This window comes from Paenibacillus paridis (assembly GCF_006345825.1).
Taxonomy (GTDB): Bacteria; Bacillota; Bacilli; order Paenibacillales; family Paenibacillaceae; genus Pristimantibacillus; species Pristimantibacillus paridis.
This window is the reverse complement of record NZ_VCIX01000091.1, coordinates 366,958-385,002: the sequence shown is the minus strand read 5'-3', so window position 1 is coordinate 385,002 and position 18,045 is coordinate 366,958. Positions and strand designations below refer to the sequence as shown.

17 protein-coding genes are annotated in these 18,045 nt (G+C 49.5%); all 17 read right to left on the bottom strand.

The window, feature by feature from the left end; all coding sequences use genetic code 11:
• Positions 1 to 326: 326 nt before the first annotated feature.
• Positions 327 to 1,877 carry an NADH-quinone oxidoreductase subunit N gene (locus tag FJQ58_RS21815; RefSeq protein ID WP_139996922.1) on the bottom strand — a complete coding sequence of 517 codons (1,551 nt, stop codon included), beginning with the start codon at positions 1,875 to 1,877 and terminating at the stop codon, positions 327 to 329.
• 3 nt (positions 1,878 to 1,880) lie between these two features.
• Positions 1,881 to 3,512, bottom strand: a complete 1,632-nt coding sequence (locus FJQ58_RS21810; RefSeq protein WP_238404238.1) for a complex I subunit 4 family protein — start codon at positions 3,510 to 3,512, stop codon at positions 1,881 to 1,883.
• Complete coding sequence (nuoL, locus tag FJQ58_RS21805; RefSeq protein WP_139996921.1) at positions 3,509 to 5,380, bottom strand: NADH-quinone oxidoreductase subunit L; 1,872 nt, start codon at positions 5,378 to 5,380, stop codon at positions 3,509 to 3,511. The genes FJQ58_RS21810 and nuoL overlap by 4 nt, the downstream gene beginning before the upstream one ends.
• 8 nt (positions 5,381 to 5,388) lie before the next feature.
• Entirely contained in the window at positions 5,389 to 5,700 is a 312-nt protein-coding gene (nuoK, locus tag FJQ58_RS21800; protein WP_139996920.1) for an NADH-quinone oxidoreductase subunit NuoK, read from the bottom strand.
• A complete protein-coding gene (locus FJQ58_RS21795; RefSeq protein WP_139996919.1) occupies positions 5,693 to 6,211 on the bottom strand; it encodes an NADH-quinone oxidoreductase subunit J in 519 nt (172 codons plus the stop codon). Before FJQ58_RS21795 ends, nuoK begins: the two co-directional genes overlap by 8 nt.
• Positions 6,212 to 6,661 (bottom strand): NADH-quinone oxidoreductase subunit NuoI, encoded by a 450-nt coding sequence (nuoI, locus tag FJQ58_RS21790; RefSeq protein ID WP_139996918.1) that lies wholly within the window; start codon positions 6,659 to 6,661, stop codon positions 6,212 to 6,214.
• A gap of 17 nt (positions 6,662 to 6,678) precedes the next feature.
• Positions 6,679 to 7,695, bottom strand: coding sequence for an NADH-quinone oxidoreductase subunit NuoH (nuoH, locus tag FJQ58_RS21785; RefSeq protein WP_139996917.1), 1,017 nt, complete (start codon positions 7,693 to 7,695; stop codon positions 6,679 to 6,681).
• Entirely contained in the window at positions 7,695 to 8,795 is a 1,101-nt protein-coding gene (locus FJQ58_RS21780) for an NADH-quinone oxidoreductase subunit D (protein WP_139996916.1), read from the bottom strand. Before FJQ58_RS21780 ends, nuoH begins: the two co-directional genes overlap by 1 nt.
• 8 nt (positions 8,796 to 8,803) lie before the next feature.
• Positions 8,804 to 9,535, bottom strand: a complete 732-nt coding sequence (locus FJQ58_RS21775) for an NADH-quinone oxidoreductase subunit C (protein WP_238404236.1) — start codon at positions 9,533 to 9,535, stop codon at positions 8,804 to 8,806.
• Positions 9,532 to 10,050, bottom strand: a complete 519-nt coding sequence (locus tag FJQ58_RS21770) for a NuoB/complex I 20 kDa subunit family protein (RefSeq protein WP_139996915.1) — start codon at positions 10,048 to 10,050, stop codon at positions 9,532 to 9,534. Before FJQ58_RS21770 ends, FJQ58_RS21775 begins: the two co-directional genes overlap by 4 nt.
• Positions 10,035 to 10,406, bottom strand: a complete 372-nt coding sequence (locus FJQ58_RS21765; RefSeq protein ID WP_139996914.1) for an NADH-quinone oxidoreductase subunit A — start codon at positions 10,404 to 10,406, stop codon at positions 10,035 to 10,037. Before FJQ58_RS21765 ends, FJQ58_RS21770 begins: the two co-directional genes overlap by 16 nt.
• A gap of 98 nt (positions 10,407 to 10,504) precedes the next feature.
• Positions 10,505 to 11,740 (bottom strand): GerAB/ArcD/ProY family transporter, encoded by a 1,236-nt coding sequence (locus tag FJQ58_RS21760; protein ID WP_139996913.1) that lies wholly within the window; start codon positions 11,738 to 11,740, stop codon positions 10,505 to 10,507.
• A 5-nt stretch (positions 11,741 to 11,745) separates the two neighbouring features.
• Positions 11,746 to 11,988, bottom strand: a complete 243-nt coding sequence (locus FJQ58_RS21755) for a hypothetical protein (RefSeq protein WP_139996912.1) — start codon at positions 11,986 to 11,988, stop codon at positions 11,746 to 11,748.
• Between the two features lie 9 nt (positions 11,989 to 11,997).
• On the bottom strand, positions 11,998 to 13,254 hold the full coding sequence (locus tag FJQ58_RS21750; protein WP_139996911.1) for a Ger(x)C family spore germination protein: 1,257 nt from the start codon (positions 13,252 to 13,254) through the stop codon (positions 11,998 to 12,000).
• Positions 13,251 to 14,864 (bottom strand): spore germination protein, encoded by a 1,614-nt coding sequence (locus tag FJQ58_RS21745; RefSeq protein WP_139996910.1) that lies wholly within the window; start codon positions 14,862 to 14,864, stop codon positions 13,251 to 13,253. The genes FJQ58_RS21750 and FJQ58_RS21745 overlap by 4 nt, the downstream gene beginning before the upstream one ends.
• Positions 14,865 to 15,061: 197 nt before the next feature.
• Complete coding sequence (locus FJQ58_RS21740) at positions 15,062 to 17,284, bottom strand: methyl-accepting chemotaxis protein (RefSeq protein ID WP_139996909.1); 2,223 nt, start codon at positions 17,282 to 17,284, stop codon at positions 15,062 to 15,064.
• A 346-nt stretch (positions 17,285 to 17,630) separates the two neighbouring features.
• Positions 17,631 to 18,029, bottom strand: coding sequence for a F0F1 ATP synthase subunit epsilon (locus tag FJQ58_RS21735; protein ID WP_139996908.1), 399 nt, complete (start codon positions 18,027 to 18,029; stop codon positions 17,631 to 17,633).
• Positions 18,030 to 18,045 lie beyond the last annotated feature (16 nt).

The following is an 18,045-nucleotide window of genomic DNA, read 5'->3' as shown; positions in this document are numbered from 1 at the left end:
CCGGTAAATAGGAACTACCGCAACTAGGCAACATATCGTAATACTTGCATTCATAAATCCCTATCCTCCTGCTGCTCAATACCCATATCGCCAGAACGTGAAACAATACAGGATAAACGACAAATCTCGCCCTTTGCATCCAAGGTGAAACGGTTGTCGCCGTCCTTTAGCGGCGCAGCGCGTTTCATTCCGAGAAATATAGAGAAGGGATAACGAAATGTTATGCTTTCCTATATTTTAAAAAAGCGAAGCCTCCCTTGCAAAGACTTTACGCCTTTGTGAGAGCTTCGCCCTTTGTATTTCATCCATGCGCCCGGCTGTACTGCTTATCTCCCCATGATGAGATCGCCTGTAATCGAAAAGACGGCATCAATCCAAGTCATTAGCGGTCCTGGAAAAAGACCCAGACCTAGCGTGCCGGCGGCGCATACCCAGATGACGATTCCAGTTGCTGCCGATAGGCGAATCTCACTGTCATCGTTCCCGCTGCGCATGAACATTTGACGAACCAGGCCGAAATAAAAATAATAGGAGATGACGCTGCTGACCACGATAATGGCGACCAGCCAATACGCTTTGGCATTTGCTGCTCCAAGCAATATGAACAGCTTTCCGAAAAATCCGCCGGACACCGGCAATCCCGCAAGCGACAAGATGAAAATGACCATCGCTGCCGCCGTCCATGGCGCCCTGTAGTACATGCCGGCAAACCCTTTCAGCTCCTCATGCCCTACTGCCCGGCTCACGACCGTCACGACCGCAAATGCCCCGATCGTCATCAATAAGTAAGCTACCAAATAAAAAACAAATTCAGAGAAGTTGCTGCTATGTACGATGGTAATCGAAATCCCGATCGGCACGAGCAGGTATCCGGCATTCGCAACCCCGGACAATGCGAGCAGGCGCTTGGCATTTTTTTGTCCCAGCGCGGTCATCGTTCCGATCAGCATGGCCGAGGCCGCAAGTACAAGCAGAATAAAATAAATATCCTTTGCCATATACGGGTCACCGCTTGCGTTAAACAGCTTGATGCTGTACAGCATTCTAAATATGGCGGCAAGAGCCGCACCCTTGGCGATAACCGCAAGAAATGCGGATATTGGCGTCGGAGCGCCCTGATACACATCTGGCGCCCAAGCGTGGAAAGGAGCCGCAGCGATTTTGATGCCGAAGCCCGCAAGCATAAAGAAGAAGCCCACATACGCCAGTGCTTTGAAATCGATCATCGCCTGCGGCAGCGCCTCGCTGATGAGGCCAAGATCTACCGATCCCGTAATCCCGTAAATGTAGGACATGCCGAACAGCACCATCGCGGAGGAAATCCCGCCCGTCACCACATATTTAAATGCCGCTTCTGCCGATAAAACAGATTTACGCTTGAGTCCTACAAGCACGTAGCTGGTCAGACTGAGCAGTTCCAGACCAATATACAAGGAAACCAGATTGCCTGACGAAGCCATCATCATAGCTCCCATCAGCGCAGGAAGCAGCAGATAGAAATACTCCGCCTTATCCGCAATCCCTCCCTCGTCCCGCTCTGAGCCAATAGCAAGCAATACGATAAGTGCCGTTCCTGTCAAAAATACGATTTTTAGCAGGCTGGAGAAATCGTCAATCCGATAGCTGTTGGCGAGCAGCGATATCGCCTCTGCCGAGACGCCACCCTGATTCATATCGATCATCCGGATGACAACGAGCGCAAGGGAAGCAAGAATCCCTGCAAGGGACAGCCATCCAATCACTTGTCGGTTCACGGCCTTCGGGAGAAGTAAATCCAGAATGACTGCGATCAGAAATACGGCTGCAAGGGCAAGCTCGGGCGCAAGATAGAGCATATCCGTCCACGTCAGTGGTACAAAAGAAACGCCTTCATACATGGTCTATCCCCCCGCCCTTGTTGCGAATATTGGTTTAAGCAGTCCTTCAACGCTTAGTTGCACCGTATCCGTTAGGATGGATGGATAGCAGCCGAGCAGCAGGATGAACGCAAGCAGCACGATCATCGGCACCGCTTCAACGAGCCTCGCATCCCTGAGTGCCCCGAAACGCTCCGGCAACGGACCATAGGTAATTTTCAGTACCGCACGGAGCACATATACCGCAGTCAGCACAATGCCAAGCGCGGCCGCCGCGACCAGCCAACGCATCGATTCGAACAAACCAAGAAGCGATAGAAATTCGCCTACAAAGCCGGATAGTCCCGGCAGGCCAAGCGATGCGAGTCCTGCCGCCAGCAAAACGCCGCTTAGGAATGGCATGGACCTTGCCAGGCCGCCAAGCTCGTTCAGTTCGGTTGTTCCCGTTCTCTCGTAGATGCTGCCAACAATTAAAAAGAGCAGCGCGGATATCAAGCCATGGGATATGAGCTGAAATACAGCTCCCTGCATTCCAATCTCGTTAAATGCAGCAAAACCCAGCAAGACAATGCCCATGTGGCTGATCGAAGAATAGGCTAGCACAAGCTTGAATTCCCGTTGCCTGAAAGCAAGGATGGCCCCGTACAGCAGGTTGACAAGACCTAGCACCGCCAGCAGGCTTGCAAAGCTGCGGGCCTGCCCCGGAAACAGCAGAAAGCCGAAGCGCAGAAGGCCGTATGCTCCCATTTTCAGCAATATGCCGGAATGAATCATGACGATAGACGGTGTCGCCTCTGTATGCACCTTCAGCATCCACGTATGGAACGGAAAAATCGGAAGCTTAATGCCAAAGGCTACTAGCAGCATAATAAACAATGCCCGCTGCATCGCATCCGTCATGAGAAACGGATTAATCGATCCTAGCTGCTCTGGAGACATGTTGACCCAAGCCGTGGGGTCAGCCATATTCCGGAAAATATCGGTATAGCTCCCGCTGTAAATAAAATTTACTTGCTCACCGACTTGATCGATGCGAAACCCCGCGGTATTTACAAGAATGACGAAAGCAATAAGCATAATGGCTGAGCCGATGCCGTTATAAATGAGAAATTGATTGGCAGCCCGCTCCCGTTTGAAATAACCCCATATCCCGATCAAGAAATACATAGCGATCAACGTAATCTCAAAGAAAATAAAAAACAAAAACAGATCGCGAGCCAGAAATACGCCTAGCATGCCTGTCTCTAGCAGCAGAAACCAACTAAAGAAAGCTTTCCACCTTTTTTTCACGTGAACGGCTGCTAGCGCGGCCATCGCACTCACCAGCGCAGTCAACAGCAATAAAGGAAGCGACAGGCCGTCGACGCCAAGCTCATATTGAAATTGAAACAAAAATTCCGATACCCCGTTTTGCGATTCTTTGTTGAGCGGCACCTCTACCCAGGTATGCTGTTCCTCAAATGACGCCCCGCCCTGCTGCTTGTCAAAATCCGTGTATAGCCACAACGATAAAATAAGCGGAACCAGCGTCGTTATGACGGCTGCCGTCTTCATCCAGCCGCTCCGCTGCTTCGGCAGCAGCAAAATAACGAGCAGCCCCAGCAGTGGCGAAAGTAAAATAAACGATAATATCGGTATATCGCTCAGGATGCTCATGGCAGGAACCTCCTTCCAACGATGGCAACCACGAGAATAACAAAGCCGATGACAGCTGCTAGTCCATAGGTTTGAACCTGGCCGTTTTGCAGCCTTGCCGCCGTTTTACCAGCCGTACTCACCGCTGCCCCTGTCAAGCGTACGATACCGCCAATGACATAAATATCAAAAGCCGTTAACGCCGAACCGATCAGCTTCAGAGGTCTCACGATGACTGCAGCATAAAGTTCATCCATATAATATCCGCGTTCCAGCACCTTTACTAGCCATGGCGTGCTCTCACGCAGCGCCGAGCTGCTAACGCTTCTTTTCCCATAAACTAGCCAGCCAATATAAATGCCCAGCAGCCCCACCGCAATGGACGCTACGATAGCTACAGCGCTATCATGCGCTTCTTCAGCCCCATCGTTAAGCCAGCCGCCAAACCAACCGTTCCACGGCGTTTCTATAAATCCGGCTGCAAGCGCAAGCGCCGCCAAAACGATAAGCGGTACGGTCATGAGAGCCGACGATTCCTTGGCTCCAGAAGAAGCTGAGCTCGGCTTGCCTGTGAATACGAGGAAGAACAGACGTGACATATAAAGGGCCGTGCAGAAAGCCGTAGCCAGCCCCACCACGAATAACAAGGGATTCATCTCCCAAGCTATCGACAAAATCAGATCCTTAGACCAAAAGCCCGATAACGGCGGAATGCCGGCAAGCGCTAAGGCGCCGATGGCAAAGGTCCAAGCCGTCACCTTCATTTTCGAGCCTAATCCGCCCATTTCGTTTATGTTTTGCGTATGTACCGCATGAATGATGCTTCCGGCTCCCAGAAACAGCAGCGCTTTAAAGAATGCATGCGTAAACAAATGAAAGATCCCGCCGGTTAACGACCCTAAACCCAGCGCCATCATCATATACCCCAGTTGGCTGACCGTTGAATAAGCCAAGATTCGTTTGATATCGTTCTGCGCCAGCGCGATCGTCGCTGCGAATATGGCCGTAAATCCTCCGATATAGGCGATGGTTTCCATAGCCGCCGCAGAGTCTTGGAAAATATCATAAGTCCTCGCAACGAGGAACACACCCGCGGCCACCATAGTCGCCGCATGAATGAGCGCGCTGATGGGGGTTGGTCCCTCCATCGCGTCCGGCAGCCAAACATGAAGAGGAAACTGCCCTGATTTCCCCATGGCGCCAAGGAAAATAAGCAAAGCGATCAGCGTCGTAATCCCATTGGTAATCGCGCCTGACTGCCCGTCGAACACGCTTTGAATCGTCGTGAAATCCAGGGCGTGATCCGGCATATACCAGAACAGCAGAAGGATGGCCAGCAGCAAGCCCGCGTCGCCGATCCGTGTAACAATAAAAGCTTTTTTGGCAGCGGCACGCGCCTTCGGCAGCGTGAACCAAAAGCCGATCAGCAGGAAGGAGCATACGCCAACCAGCTCCCAAAAAATATAAAACGATAATAAATTATCGGACAAAACCAGTCCAAGCATGGAAAACGTGAATAAAGCAACATAACCGTAGAACACGGTTATCCGTTCATCATCCTTCATATAACCCGCCGAATACACATTGACCAGAAAGCTGACCAGCGTAACCACAACCAGCATCAACGCCGTCAGATTGGTGACCTCAAACCCGATCCGAAGCGTATAATCGCCAATAGCTATCCAGTCAAAGGAATCATTGTAGTCCACTTCGCTGCCGCTTATCCGGTCCGTCAAAATGAGCAGGGACATTGCAAATGCCGCTAAGGAACCGAATGAACCAATGAATACGCCCGCTCGCCGATAGCTGCGGCCAAGCGCCGTCAAAACAAGGAAGGCGATCAGCGGAAACAGCGGAATAATCCAAGCCGCCTGTGTGTATTTGTCCATTCGCTGCGCTACCTCCTCATTTTGTTAAACTCATCAACATTAACCGTTCCGCGCAATCGGAACAAGGCAATCAAGATGGCTACTCCAATCGCCGCTTCAGCCGCTGCGACCGTGATGGTGAATAAAGAAAATATTTGGCCCGTCAGCGACGGTGCGACTCCATACTTCGAGAAAGCAATTAAATTCAAGTTGACTGCATTCAGCATCAGCTCAAGCGACAGCAGCACAACGACAGCGTTTCGTTTCACCAGCGCGCCATAGAGTCCAATACAGAACAAGATGGCCGCCATCGTTAAATAGGACGGGAGCATTTCATTCATCCGCCTCCTTTTTGGCAAGCACGATCGCTCCGATAAAAGCAACCGTCAGCAGGACGGAAAGCAGCTCAAACGGAATGACATAACCCGTATATAAGAGCTCTCCTATCGCCATCGTATTGTCTTCTCCCGGATTAAAGTTTCCCGCTTCAGGAAATGTCGTGGAACGAATAGCATAAAACAATACGCCGAACAGGCTGAGCGCTCCTATTGCTGCCAGCGTCTCATGCAGCGGCTTCGCAGGCTCGCGCTCCGCAGCTTGATGCTTCGTCATCATAATGCCGAAAATCATCAGAATCGACACTGCGCCTGCATAAATAAGCACTTGAACAAATGCAACGAACTCTGCCTCCAGCAACACGTACATGCCCGCTAGACCGAGAAATACAGCCGCCATGGAAATGACCATATGTACGACCTTCTCCAGGCTAATCATGAGGACGGCACCGCAGATCATGATCGCCGAAAATACAAAAAACGCGGCAAACTCGCCGGTAAAATCAATATTGAACAACTATTTGCCGCCTCCTTTGGCTGGCGCTCCGATATTGTTATTATCCTGCCGGGTTAGCGTGTTATTGTCCGTCAGCCACTGTGCATCCTTGAACAAGTCATCGCGGCTAAAAGCCGCAAGCTCGAAGTGGTTTGACATGACGATCGCTTCGGTAGGGCATACCTCGGTGCATAAATCGCATAAAATGCAAATTTCAAAATTAATATCAAACGTATCGATGACCTTCCCTTTTTTCTCGGGATCGGGATTCGGCTTGCCGGTCAGCGTGATGCAATCGGTCGGGCATATACGTGCGCATTGGTTGCAAACGATACATAAATCTGGAATGAAATGCTGAATACCGCGGAAACGATCCGGCATAACAAAGGGCACATCGGGATAAGAGGTCGTCACTTTGGGAGCCGTCATTGCTTTAAGCGTAACGCCAAGTCCTTGCAGCATGCCTTTCATGTCCATCTCCCCCTTTGCTAGTTCTTAATAAACAGCTCCAAATACAAAGCCGTCAGAAAAACGTTCAGCAACGAAACAGGCAAAAGCACCTTCCAGCCAAGTCCCATCAATTGGTCTACACGTATCCGAGGCATGGTCGCTCGAATCCAAAACAGGAAGAACACGATAAAGGCAAATTTGAGCAAAAACCATACAATGCCCGGCACAAAATCAAGAAATGGCGCCGGAGCGTGCCAGCCGCCGAGAAAGAGCACCGTAGTCAGTGCAGCAATCGCATAGACGTACACATATTCCGAGAGCATAAAAAATGCAAAGCGGAAACCGCTGTATTCCACGTGGTAACCCGCAACAAGCTCTGATTCTGCTTCCGGCAAATCGAAAGGCGTCCGGTTAAGCTCCGAAACGGCAGCGATAATAAAAACAACAAACCCGATGATTTGGGGAAGAAAATTCCAATCCCAAAACCAACCTCCATCCTGCGCCGCTACGATATCCCTCAGGTTCAAGCTTCCGCTGAGCAAAATAACGCCTACGACCGAAATGACAAGCGGTACTTCATAGCTTATCATTTGCGCCGCCGAGCGCATACCCCCAAGCAGGGCATACTTGTTATTAGAAGCCCATCCTCCCAGCACGATCGCAAGCGTAGATATGCCGGATAACGCAACATAATAAAGCAATCCTACGTTAAGGTCGGCAAAATAAAGCTTTTGCGTATAGGGGATTACAGCCAGCACGGAGAACGCAGGGATGTATGCAAGCGCCGGCGCAATAATGAATAGTACCCGGTCAGCCTTGCGCGGAATCGTATCTTCCTTAATCAGCAATTTGAAGATATCCGCAACGGTCTGCAGCAGTCCCAGCGGGCCTACACGATTGGGGCCGATACGCAGCTGCATCCAGCCAATGACCTTACGCTCGAAATAAATGGCATACGTTACGAAACCCAGTACAATAAACAGGAATACAACGACCCAAAGAAACAGCACAAGCGCATTGCTCCATGTGAGAGCCTGGTTAAGCCAAGGCTGCATCAGCAGTCCACCTCCCCAACAACAATATCAATACCGCCCAATATCGTGATGAGGTTCGTCATGGTTTCTCCAACAAGCAGCTTGGGCAGAATTTGCAAATTAACGAAAGAGGGGCGGCGGAACTTGAGGCGGTAAGGCTCGGCTTTGCCTTTGGAAACGATATGGCAGCCGATTTCGCCGCGCGGCGATTCAATGCGCACATAAACCTCTCCAGCAGGCGGACGAATTACGCGTGGAACCTTGCCCATCGTGTCCCCGCCAGACGGAAATTGCGCCAGCGCTTGCTTCAATATACGCAGGCTTTGGCGAATTTCCTCCAGCCTTATCCGGTAGCGATCATAGCAATCGCCGATTTGCCCTAGGGGTACATCGAATTCGAACAGATGATACAGGCTATAAGGTTCAGCCTTGCGAATATCAAAGTCCACGCCGGTACAGCGCAGGTTGGCCCCTGATAAACCGTAGTCAATGGCTGTGTCCGCATCATATTGACCTACGCCCTTAATGCGGGCAAGAAATATTTCATTGCCGCTGACGAGCTTATCGTACTCTATAAGCTTATTCTCCATGTATGGGATAAAGTCGCGAACCTTATCCAGCCAGCCTGGAGGCGCATCCCACTTCACGCCGCCTACCCTCATGTAGTTATAGGTCAACCTAGCCCCACAGAGCTCATTAAACAGATCAATAATCATTTCCCTGTCACGGAAAGCATACAGGAACGGGCTCATGGCCCCAATATCCAGCAAATAAGTTCCCCACCAAACCAGATGGCTGGCTACCCGCTGAAGCTCCATCACGATCAACCGGAGATACTCTGCCCGTTCTGGAATTTCGAGTCCCATCATCGTCTCCACCGCGTGTACCAGAACGTAATTGTTTGTCATCGCGGAAACGTAATCCATGCGGTCGGTATAGGGAATAATCTGCGTAAAATTTAAGTTTTCGGCGATCTTCTCGGTGCCTCGATGCAAGTAGCCCATGACGGGCGTCGCCTCCGTAATGACTTCTCCGTCAAGCTTGACGATAATACGAAATACGCCATGAGTGCTTGGATGCTGGGGACCAACATTCAACAACAATTCCTCTGTACGGATCAAGGGGAAGCCTACACCTCCGAGTCTAACGATTCGTAATCCTTGCGCAGCGGATGGCCCACCCAGTCGTCAGGCATCATGATTCTTCGTAAATCGGGGTGTCCGGGAAAATCAACGCCAAGCAAGTCAAAGATCTCGCGTTCGTTCCAGTTCGCCGTCGCCCAGACTGGAGCCGCTGAATAGACGGCAGCCGCTTCGCGGTCTGTTTTAACTTTGAACGCGACCTCGCGCTTGCTGCCAAGCGAAATCATATGGTAAACAACTTCCATATGCGTCTCGTAATCAACGCCGGAAACATTTCTTAAATAATTGAATTGCAGCTGCACATGTCCTTTAAGCAGCCTAGCCGTCTCGCGCCAATACTGATTGCTAATGACAACGACGGGCATATCGGCATTCAGCTCGTTCAGGTAAGCATCCTCAACGGCGCCTTCGGCAACCTCCTGCCTCAAAAGCTCGATTAGGCCATCCAATTCCTTCTGCCTTGGTGACGGTGGCTTCGGTGCTTCTGGAGGGGCATCCGCTGCTTCCGCCTCTGCCGCTTTGGCTGCTGCCCTAGCTGCCCTCGCTTCCGCTGCTGCCTTCAGTTTTGCTTCTCTTGCAGCATCCACTGTAGGCAAATCTGTTCCCTCGGCAGAAGACAGCTTCGGTGCTTGGCTTTTCCCAGCATCTTTCATTTGTCCCTCGGGATGAACCGCGCCGTCCATCGACAGTTTCCCGCTCTGGTCTTGTTCCTCGCTCACCGGCCTGTCACCCGCTTCCCGGTCTTCGCCTCGTAGCGAATTTTCTCCTGCAGCTTATTTATGCCATAGATCAGGGCCGCAGGGTTAGGCGGGCAGCCTGGAATATACACGTCCACGGGTACGATTTGATCAACGCCCTTGATCACGGAGTAGGACTTAATATAAGGTCCGCCCGCCGTAGCGCAGGACCCCATCGCAATGACCCATTTAGGCTCCGGCATTTGATCGTATAACCTTTTGAGAAGCGGTCCCATCTTCTTGGTCACCGTTCCCGCTACGATCATCACATCCGACTGCCGTGGCGAAGTGCGGAACATCACCCCAAAGCGGTCCAAATCATAATGCGAGGCACCCGTACCCATCATTTCAATGGCACAGCACGCCAATCCGAAGGTCAGCGGCCATAAGGAGTTGCTCCTTGCCCATGCCTTTAATTGCTCCAAGGTGCCCATGAATACGTTGCGCTCCAGCTCTTTGCGTTCCTCTAGCGAAATTGACTCTAAACTGAATTCCATTTCAGCACCTTCTTCTTCCAGGCATATAGAAGACCGATAAGCAGCATTCCCGCAAAAATGAACATTTCGACTAGCACAAATAAGCCGAGCTTATTATACGCAACGGCCCACGGATATAAGAAAACGGTTTCCACATCAAAAATGACAAACATAAGCGCAAATAAGTAATAGCGAATGTTGAATCGAACCTGTCCCTCACCTACCGGCTCATTGCCGCTTTCATAGGTGGTTTGCTTCAGCTCCGTTGGTTTACTCGGCCTAAGCAGTCTGCCAACCGTTAATGCCACAACTGGAAGCAAGATGCCAAGTACGATAAAAATAGCCACGACGACATAGTTGTTGGCGTAGTTTTCCACACGATCGCCTCCGTCAATTCAATAGGTACGGACCGTTGCCGCTTGGTCAATTTTCCTCACAATTATAACAAATGCTGCCACACACGTCTATGACGGAGTTACGCCGGAGCAGGCTCCTTGTCCGATTGATTATCCGCTTTATCGCTCCCGTTTTTTGACGAATTTTGTTCCTTCAATTCTGTATCCTCATTCTCCCTCACCGGAGGAAAGCTTCCATCGCTCGTATCTTTTTTCCCGCGTATCACTGCAATCACAAGCACGACTAAAGGCAGGAAAAATCCATGGAACAAGCTATAAATCGTCCAAACCCCCATCGCAAATACCTGAGTATGGGCAGCATTTCGATAGACCATTAGAGCAAGCGGGACGATAATGAACGAGTAAGGAACGACGAGCGGCCGGTAGGTAGACAGCTTAAGCATTTGCGCAGTCAATACAGCCAATACATATACGCAGAGCACAAGCTTCATAAACACGGTTCCGATCCACACCATCGCTACCAGAATTTCAACCCGTACCAATATTTCCTCGATATTAATATTTTTGGCCATATCATACACCGCAAAAGGACTTCTGCTTGCCTCGGAAACGCCCATTACACCAACCAGAAATACCGTAATAAGCGTACTTACGAAAGTAATTGCACCAGCTGAGAGTTTCAGCGACCTTCTCAGCTTCTTGCGATCCTGCTTCTTCACAAGCGGAAAGATTGCCGTAATAAATACGAATTCTGCAATCGGGAAGCCTAGTATAGGATACATGCCTTTAATCGGCTGCTGCCAGCCGTTAAACAGAAACGGCTCGAAATTATGAAGATCGAATTGATTAAACAGGGAGAATAGCACGATTACAATGACGAACATTCCCCAGCCAAACAGAATTTCGCCTGTTCTGGCGATCGTCTCGATCCCAAGCAAAACTCCGTAAATGATGACGATCATAAAGGTCACGTCTATAAACCATTCAGGCGTAAGCGGCAATACAGAGAGATTTAAGAAGTCGGAGATGTTTCGCAGAACAAGCGCGCTAAGCAGCAGAAAAAAGAAGATGTACAGTAAGGTCAGCAGCTTCCCTCCCCACACCCCTAGCACCTTCTCCGAATATTGGGCTAAAGACAGGTTTGGAAAGCGTTCAGCCAGAGCCAAATAAATAATTAGAATAAAATAATTAAATGGTCCGGCAAGCAGCATGGAAATCCATCCGTCCTGCCGGGCAATCGACGTCACAGCCGTTGGGAGAATAAGCGCCGCGCTGCCGAGTGCGAACAAAAATAAAAGCTTCGCGGCTTGTCCTGAAGTAATCTCTGCATTGTTTATCCCTGCGTACTTGCTCATTTCCGCTACACCTCCTTCTCAATCCATTTGATTATCGGCTTATACACTGGCGAGAAAATAGCCGCAATCCAGTCTGCCGGATTGGAGACCGGTATGCGGAGAATTTGAGCCATAATGAACGCCGTACCGATAATGAGGATGAACAACGACCACCCCCGCTCGCGAAAGCGAAGCCGATTGCTATTGCGTACCCATATCACCGTACCCGTTGCGGTGGCAAGTAAAAAGACAACGATGCAAGCCAGCATGCTGTTCACTCATTTCATAATAGATTCGCCACGTATACCGGAGCCCATGATTATCGTTGTGCAGAAGACCTGGCTTTTCACTTTAGGAAATACCGTCTCCCAATCTCCTTCGATTCGCCGCCAAATCTCGGGCTGATGCAAATAGACTTCTTTCCCCCAACCAGCCGCATCCGAGCGCATTTTGGTTTGCAGCCTTCTAATGGTGCTTTCCACCTCGTCCTTTACCGCCTGGCTTGTCAGCTCACCGATCTCCAGCAATACTTCCTCCTTAGATACTTCCACGCCTGGGCACATAATTTCTTGTATGCCTCCGGTCAGCCTCAAATGCAGCTCAATGACTGGCATACCATCCTTGCCTTTCTTCACCTTTATGTCGGTTGCCGATTCCTGTACCTCTACGACGAGCTCTCCCTCCGATTTCGGACAGGCTAGCTTGACGACCGTACTTTTCACTTTGTCGTGAATCCAGGACAGTCCTCTGGATTCCTTGGGAGTTAAATAATCGATTAGCTTTCCATCCCGAAATACTGCCATGGTCGATAACACCGGAATCGCATTTGCAGGGATGTTATTCACGTTTTCGTTCGAATGCCCCATAATCTTATCACCGCTAATCCGCATGGACGGGAGTGCGATTTGCTGTTTACCCTCTCCAGTCATTCTTGTAATATCTTTGACCAGCATGGCATAATCCATTGCATACGCTACTTGATTCACTTCAATCATTTCATGCAGCTGATTTACCGGTATCGATTCCATTTGGGTCGTTAACTGCAGCATATCCGCTGCTCTCACACCTCGAGTAACAACGACTGAAATATCGGTCCGTATATCCGGGTTCCGCTCAATGAGATCCACTAAAGGATATATCCCCTTCTTTGCCATTTGTTCGCTAATGATTAACATTTGCGTGTGCGAAAAAAACAATCGCCTGGACGTTTTTGTCGTCATTTTCCGAATGGCTTCGAATATGGTGTCTCCATTCTCTGTAAATGTGGTCACCGCCGTCCCGCCAATCCCTCCCTTGCTTTCGGCTGCGACGTTTTGCGGCAAAACGACCTGAACAGTCAGCTGTAGCTTCTGATTGCCTGTCGGGTCCTCATCAACGCCTAGAGCAAGCACTACGCCAAGCTTGTCCAGATACCGTAAATCCCAGCAGCCGCTCAATAGGATGAGCATGCTGATCAGCCACAGGAACAGCAATTTTCTGCCTATCAGCCTTACAGCGGGTAGTCCCTTATTCGCAGCCTTGCTCCCATCGCTCATTGCTCCGGCTCCTTCCTAGGCTCCGTTTCGATACTTTGCCTGATCCGATTACCAGAAGCCAGCTTCTGCGGGCGCTCGCGCATAAGCCAAAGCGGCGCCCTTACTAGCGTGTCCTTCATATCCTTAAGAAACATAGGAGCAAACGGTTTAATGTAAGGCATGCCAAAGGACCTTAAGTTGCTTAAATGCAGCAGCAGCATCAATACCACCACCCCAATTCCGTAAAATCCGAGTGTTGATGCAGCTAACAATAGGAAAAACCGAAGCAGCCTCGCTGCAATGCCTAAACTGTAGTTCGGCGAGACAAAGCTTGCAATTGCTGTAAATGAAACGACAATAACAACAGCGGGAGACACAATACCCGCCTCAACGACCGATTGCCCGATGACTAAACCGCCAACAATCGATATTGTATTCCCGGCGGCGCTAGGCATTCGAACGACGGCTTCCCGTAAAATTTCAAATACGAGCTCCATGATAAAGGCTTCTAAATAAGCAGGGAAAGGCACCCCTTCCCGCTGCGCAGCCAGCTTCAAGAGCAGCTGCGTAGGGATCATTTCTTGATGATAGCCTACGATCGCGACGTAGACTGACGGCATAAGCAGCGCAATCATGAAGGACACAAAACGAAGCATACGGAGAAAGGTGGCGATATCAAACCGCTGGTAATAATCTTCCGAAGCTTGAAAAAACATATTTAGAATGGATGGTACGATAAGCACAAACGGTGTACCGTCCACCAGAATAGCTATGCGCCCCTCTAATAAGTTACCTGCCACCGCATCCGGCCTCTCAATGCTCATTATCGTCGGGAAGGGTGACCAAACCTGATCCGTGATGAGCTCCTCGATATAGCCCGATTCCAATATGCCGTCAATATTAATCCCTTCCAGACGTTCTCTTAGATCTTTGAGTACATTCTCGTCCGCCAAGCCTTTGACATACATAATGCTTACCGGCGTTTGCGAAATCTCCCCAATCGTCCATTGTTCCATCCAAAGCTTCGGACTGCGGATTTTCCTGCGCAGCAGGGAGGTATTGGTGCGTATGGACTCCGTAAAGCCTTCTCTTGGCCCGCGGATAGCCATCTCCGTTTTAGGCTCTTCCACTCCCCGTCTTGCTCCGCCGATCACATTCGCGCCTACCGCCTGATCGGCTCCTTCAACGAAAATAATGCAATAACCCATAAACAGCTTCTGGAAAAGCAGCTTCCAGTCGCTAATATCAGTTACAATGCCTGTCGAGAGCTGGCTGCTCTTCATGAGTTCGAGCATTTCTTGAGGCTCTAAGCTCCCATCCTGAGGGAAGAGATCTCGGTGTAGCGGTTGTATAATAAACTCGTTCATGCGTTCATCGTCGATCATGCCTTGCACATATACGATAAGTGCCTTCGTTCGCCTAACGTCGGTTAAGAGAAGCTCGCGGAAGATAATGTCCTGACTCTCTCCTAGCTCACGCTTAATGGCTTCTAAGTTTTGCGTCAAAGACTTGAAAAGGGGCTTATCCGCAAATGGATCAAGCTGCTCCTGCTCATGGCGCTCCGCTTTCGCAGGTCGCTTCCCGGCCTTCTTGTCAGCCTTGCCCTTGCCCTGTCCAGTTGGTCTTAACATATGCCCCTCCCCTTCCTTCCGACTCTTTGCAGTCCACCTTAGGATAACTATTCCATGGCAGAATTATGTACAGCATCGCAAACCATTGGGATGGGCAGGGAAAGTTAGAACCTATTAGCTCCCGATAATTTTTAAAAAAAGAGCCGCAGAACCGTATGGCTACGGTTGCTGCGGCTCTCTTTCCTATTTATCTTAATTTATCTGATTCTGGAGTCTGTAAGCTTAAACTGCCCAACCAGCTGCTGCAATAGCGTCGTGATGGACTCCACGCTTTGCGAGGTTTGCCGGACGTTGGTCATTTCGCCTATCAGCTCCTGAACTTTGCCTTCCACATCGGACGATACCTTGCGGTTTTCCCTGCTTACTAGTGCGATTTTCTCCATCAGCTGCACGACCTCATCCACGACCTGGGTCTTCCGAAGATCCTCCGCATGCGCGGACGCAAGCGTATTAGCTGCCGCTGCTACAAGCTGGTTCCCTTCTTCAACTACGCGAGTTCCTTCGTCCATAGACGCATAAGCTTGCTTGGCTTCATCGTAAATATGACGCGTAATCTCGTGGACCTCTTCGGTCGACTTTTTCGTCATATCGGCAAGCTTGCGAATTTCAGAGGCGACGACAGCAAATCCTCTGCCTTGTTCCCCTACCCTTGCGGCTTCAATGGAAGCATTAAGCGCCAGCAAGTTCGTTTGAGATGATATTTGCTCAATGACAGACAGTACACCTTGTATTTCCTGAACGGTATCCATAAATTTATGGATGGTATCATTGGTTTCTCCGACTTTTGCAGAAATATGCTGCATCTTGTCGCCGATCCGGTCAACCTCCGTTTTCGCAACAGCGATTTGCTCAGCCGCTTGCTCTTCCAGCTCTCTGAGCGTGGTCCGCATGTCTCCTGCCGCATCCTTCGCCATGTCGATATCCTTCAACTGCAGCCTAATGCTGCCGATCATATCGGTGACCTTGCCGCTTACGCGTTCTGTAGAGGCCGAGGTGACCGCTGCTGACTCATTTAGGACCAGCTGGCTGGATAACACGTCGGCTGAAGCGAGCTTAACCTGAAGCATGATACCCTCTAGTGAGTCAATCATATTATTAATCCATTTCGCTAGTTCTTTTGATTCATCATTATCAAATTCTTGAAGCGGTAGCCGCTGGGTCAAATCTCCCTTGCCTTCTGCATTTATCCGAATAAAACTATTGATTTTGCGCAAATGGGCTACCACTCGCGTGGATTCTTTCTTCTGGAATGCCCCGCTATAAATAAGTCCAAACAATAGATTAAAAGCTCCGGCAGCCACAGCCGTTACCCATATCGGGGCATTTCCGGCAATAAATACGATCAATAAGGCTGTTAAAATACTTAAGCTGAGGATCGAGATCAACTGCAGCTTGCGCTGTCTCCACCCGATACTGCGTATCCGGTACACCTCTTCCAAATCGCCTTCACACATCATTCCCCATTTGTCCGGGCAATGAGGAAGCTGGAAGGTAACTCCTTTGCCAATTACGGATATATGCCGATAATCGGAGTAGCCTGGAAATTCTACAAACAAGTTGCTTCCGTTTCGAATCGTATTCGCCACACCGGGATGCAGCTCACCGGTTGCTGGGTCGGTAAACATAATTTCAAGCTCGGTGTGCTCCTTAATCGATACAATACCCCATTCGGTTGTCACGCCGTCTTTTAAATTCTCGCCGTGCGTGAACGTTCTGTCTTCAAAGCGGCTGCGTGAAAGAGCTGTCCCTGGAGCGATTTGCATATTTAGGCCAGCCTTAGCCATAAATAAATAATTGTCGCCGGAATCCGGATAAACATGGCCTGATTCACGCTGAATGAGATCACCTAATACATCATTGGGCACTCTTCCGCATACCGTTCCCGCGAAAATGCCGTTGATCGTGAGGGGCAGCATGAACATTAAAGTCATTTGATCATGAAAGGAGGATGATCGCGCCCCAAGCTTTAGTGTGATGGGATCGCTGAAAGGGCCGAATAAACATTTTTGTACGCTGCTCGTTTGCGTCATGTATGCAAGTCCGGCATGCAAGCAGCTGTCAGCCCCATAAGTAAGACCGACATGCGCTTGATAAGTAGAGCTATGTACCCTTTGTGTCGCATCTAGATAAAAGAGCTCTGTAAAATCAATGGCGCGCGCGTATGTTCTTTCAAATAAACGATCTATTTGTGACTGTACTGTGGAAGTAGAAGAATTCTCGCTTTGGCTGAGTACAGCTAACATTTGCTCACTCAGTCGATCTAAATGATTCCAATAATCCGTTGCCCATGAGGTCAGCAGCTCCTTGCGTGTTTCGGCAATTCCTTCAAAGCTGTGCTCGACATCTGCTTTCAGCTCTTTATTCAAATGCCAGGAAACCCAGAGCGGAAATCCCACCTTCGCACCTAACCAGTCAAACATACGACTCTCCCCCTGATTGCTCTATCGTTTATAATGTTAACTATATTAACATATAATATAGGGAAATTCATACATAATATTAGAGTTTTTGTCGAAAAAACGTATTTTCGAGGAAACATATCATCATTTAGTCAGTAAAACACGAATATTAGAAGATATCTAACATGGTTTATCTTGTATTTTGAATACAATATTCAAATGTTTGGGAAGTCCTATCGAAATGGATTGACGCCAGTCATAAATGATAGGTACACACTCGTTGTGCTGGAAAACAGATAAGTTCCTATTCATTAAAAAAAGCACCGCCAACGCTGTTATCAGCGCAAACGATGCTTGAAGGTCTTACTTATTTTTGTTTAACATGCAGACGATTCATCGCACGCTGCAAAGCAAGCTCTGCGCGGCGGAAATCGATTTGATCTTGCTTCGCAGCTAAGCGCTGCTGAGCACGCTGCTTTGCAGCCTCGGCACGTTCGATGTTAATGTCAGTAGAAAGCTCAGCGCTCTCCGCAAGAATAACGATCTTATCTCTGCGAACTTCGATAAAACCGCCATTAACTGCAATAACATCTACTTTATTGTCGCGTTTGATGACAACAGGAGCAATACGAAGCGGCGTTACGAGCGGAATGTGGTTTGGCAATATGCCAAGCTCACCTTCAACGCCTGATACACTAACCATATTCGCAGTCTCTGCGTACACCTTGCGCTCAGGTGTTACGATTTCTACCAAAAAAGAACTCATGTGGATTCCTCCTGCC

Bases quoted from the DNA above. Each gene is read 5' to 3' on its own strand.
- FJQ58_RS21815 (WP_139996922.1), bottom strand. From the start codon at position 1,877: ATGTATGAAGGCGTTTCTTTTGTACCACTGACGTGGACGGATATGCTC.
- FJQ58_RS21810 (WP_238404238.1), bottom strand. From the start codon at position 3,512: ATGAGCATCCTGAGCGATATACCGATATTATCGTTTATTTTACTTTCG.
- nuoL (WP_139996921.1), bottom strand. From the start codon at position 5,380: ATGGACAAATACACACAGGCGGCTTGGATTATTCCGCTGTTTCCGCTG.
- nuoK (WP_139996920.1), bottom strand. From the start codon at position 5,700: ATGAATGAAATGCTCCCGTCCTATTTAACGATGGCGGCCATCTTGTTC.
- nuoI (WP_139996918.1), bottom strand. From the start codon at position 6,661: ATGAAAGGCATGCTGCAAGGACTTGGCGTTACGCTTAAAGCAATGACG.
- nuoH (WP_139996917.1), bottom strand. From the start codon at position 7,695: ATGCAGCCTTGGCTTAACCAGGCTCTCACATGGAGCAATGCGCTTGTG.
- FJQ58_RS21770 (WP_139996915.1), bottom strand. From the start codon at position 10,050: ATGGAATTCAGTTTAGAGTCAATTTCGCTAGAGGAACGCAAAGAGCTG.
- FJQ58_RS21760 (WP_139996913.1), bottom strand. From the start codon at position 11,740: ATGAGCAAGTACGCAGGGATAAACAATGCAGAGATTACTTCAGGACAA.
- FJQ58_RS21755 (WP_139996912.1), bottom strand. From the start codon at position 11,988: ATGCTGGCTTGCATCGTTGTCTTTTTACTTGCCACCGCAACGGGTACG.
- FJQ58_RS21750 (WP_139996911.1), bottom strand. From the start codon at position 13,254: ATGAGCGATGGGAGCAAGGCTGCGAATAAGGGACTACCCGCTGTAAGG.
- FJQ58_RS21745 (WP_139996910.1), bottom strand. From the start codon at position 14,864: ATGTTAAGACCAACTGGACAGGGCAAGGGCAAGGCTGACAAGAAGGCC.
- FJQ58_RS21740 (WP_139996909.1), bottom strand. From the start codon at position 17,284: ATGTTTGACTGGTTAGGTGCGAAGGTGGGATTTCCGCTCTGGGTTTCC.
- FJQ58_RS21735 (WP_139996908.1), bottom strand. From the start codon at position 18,029: ATGAGTTCTTTTTTGGTAGAAATCGTAACACCTGAGCGCAAGGTGTAC.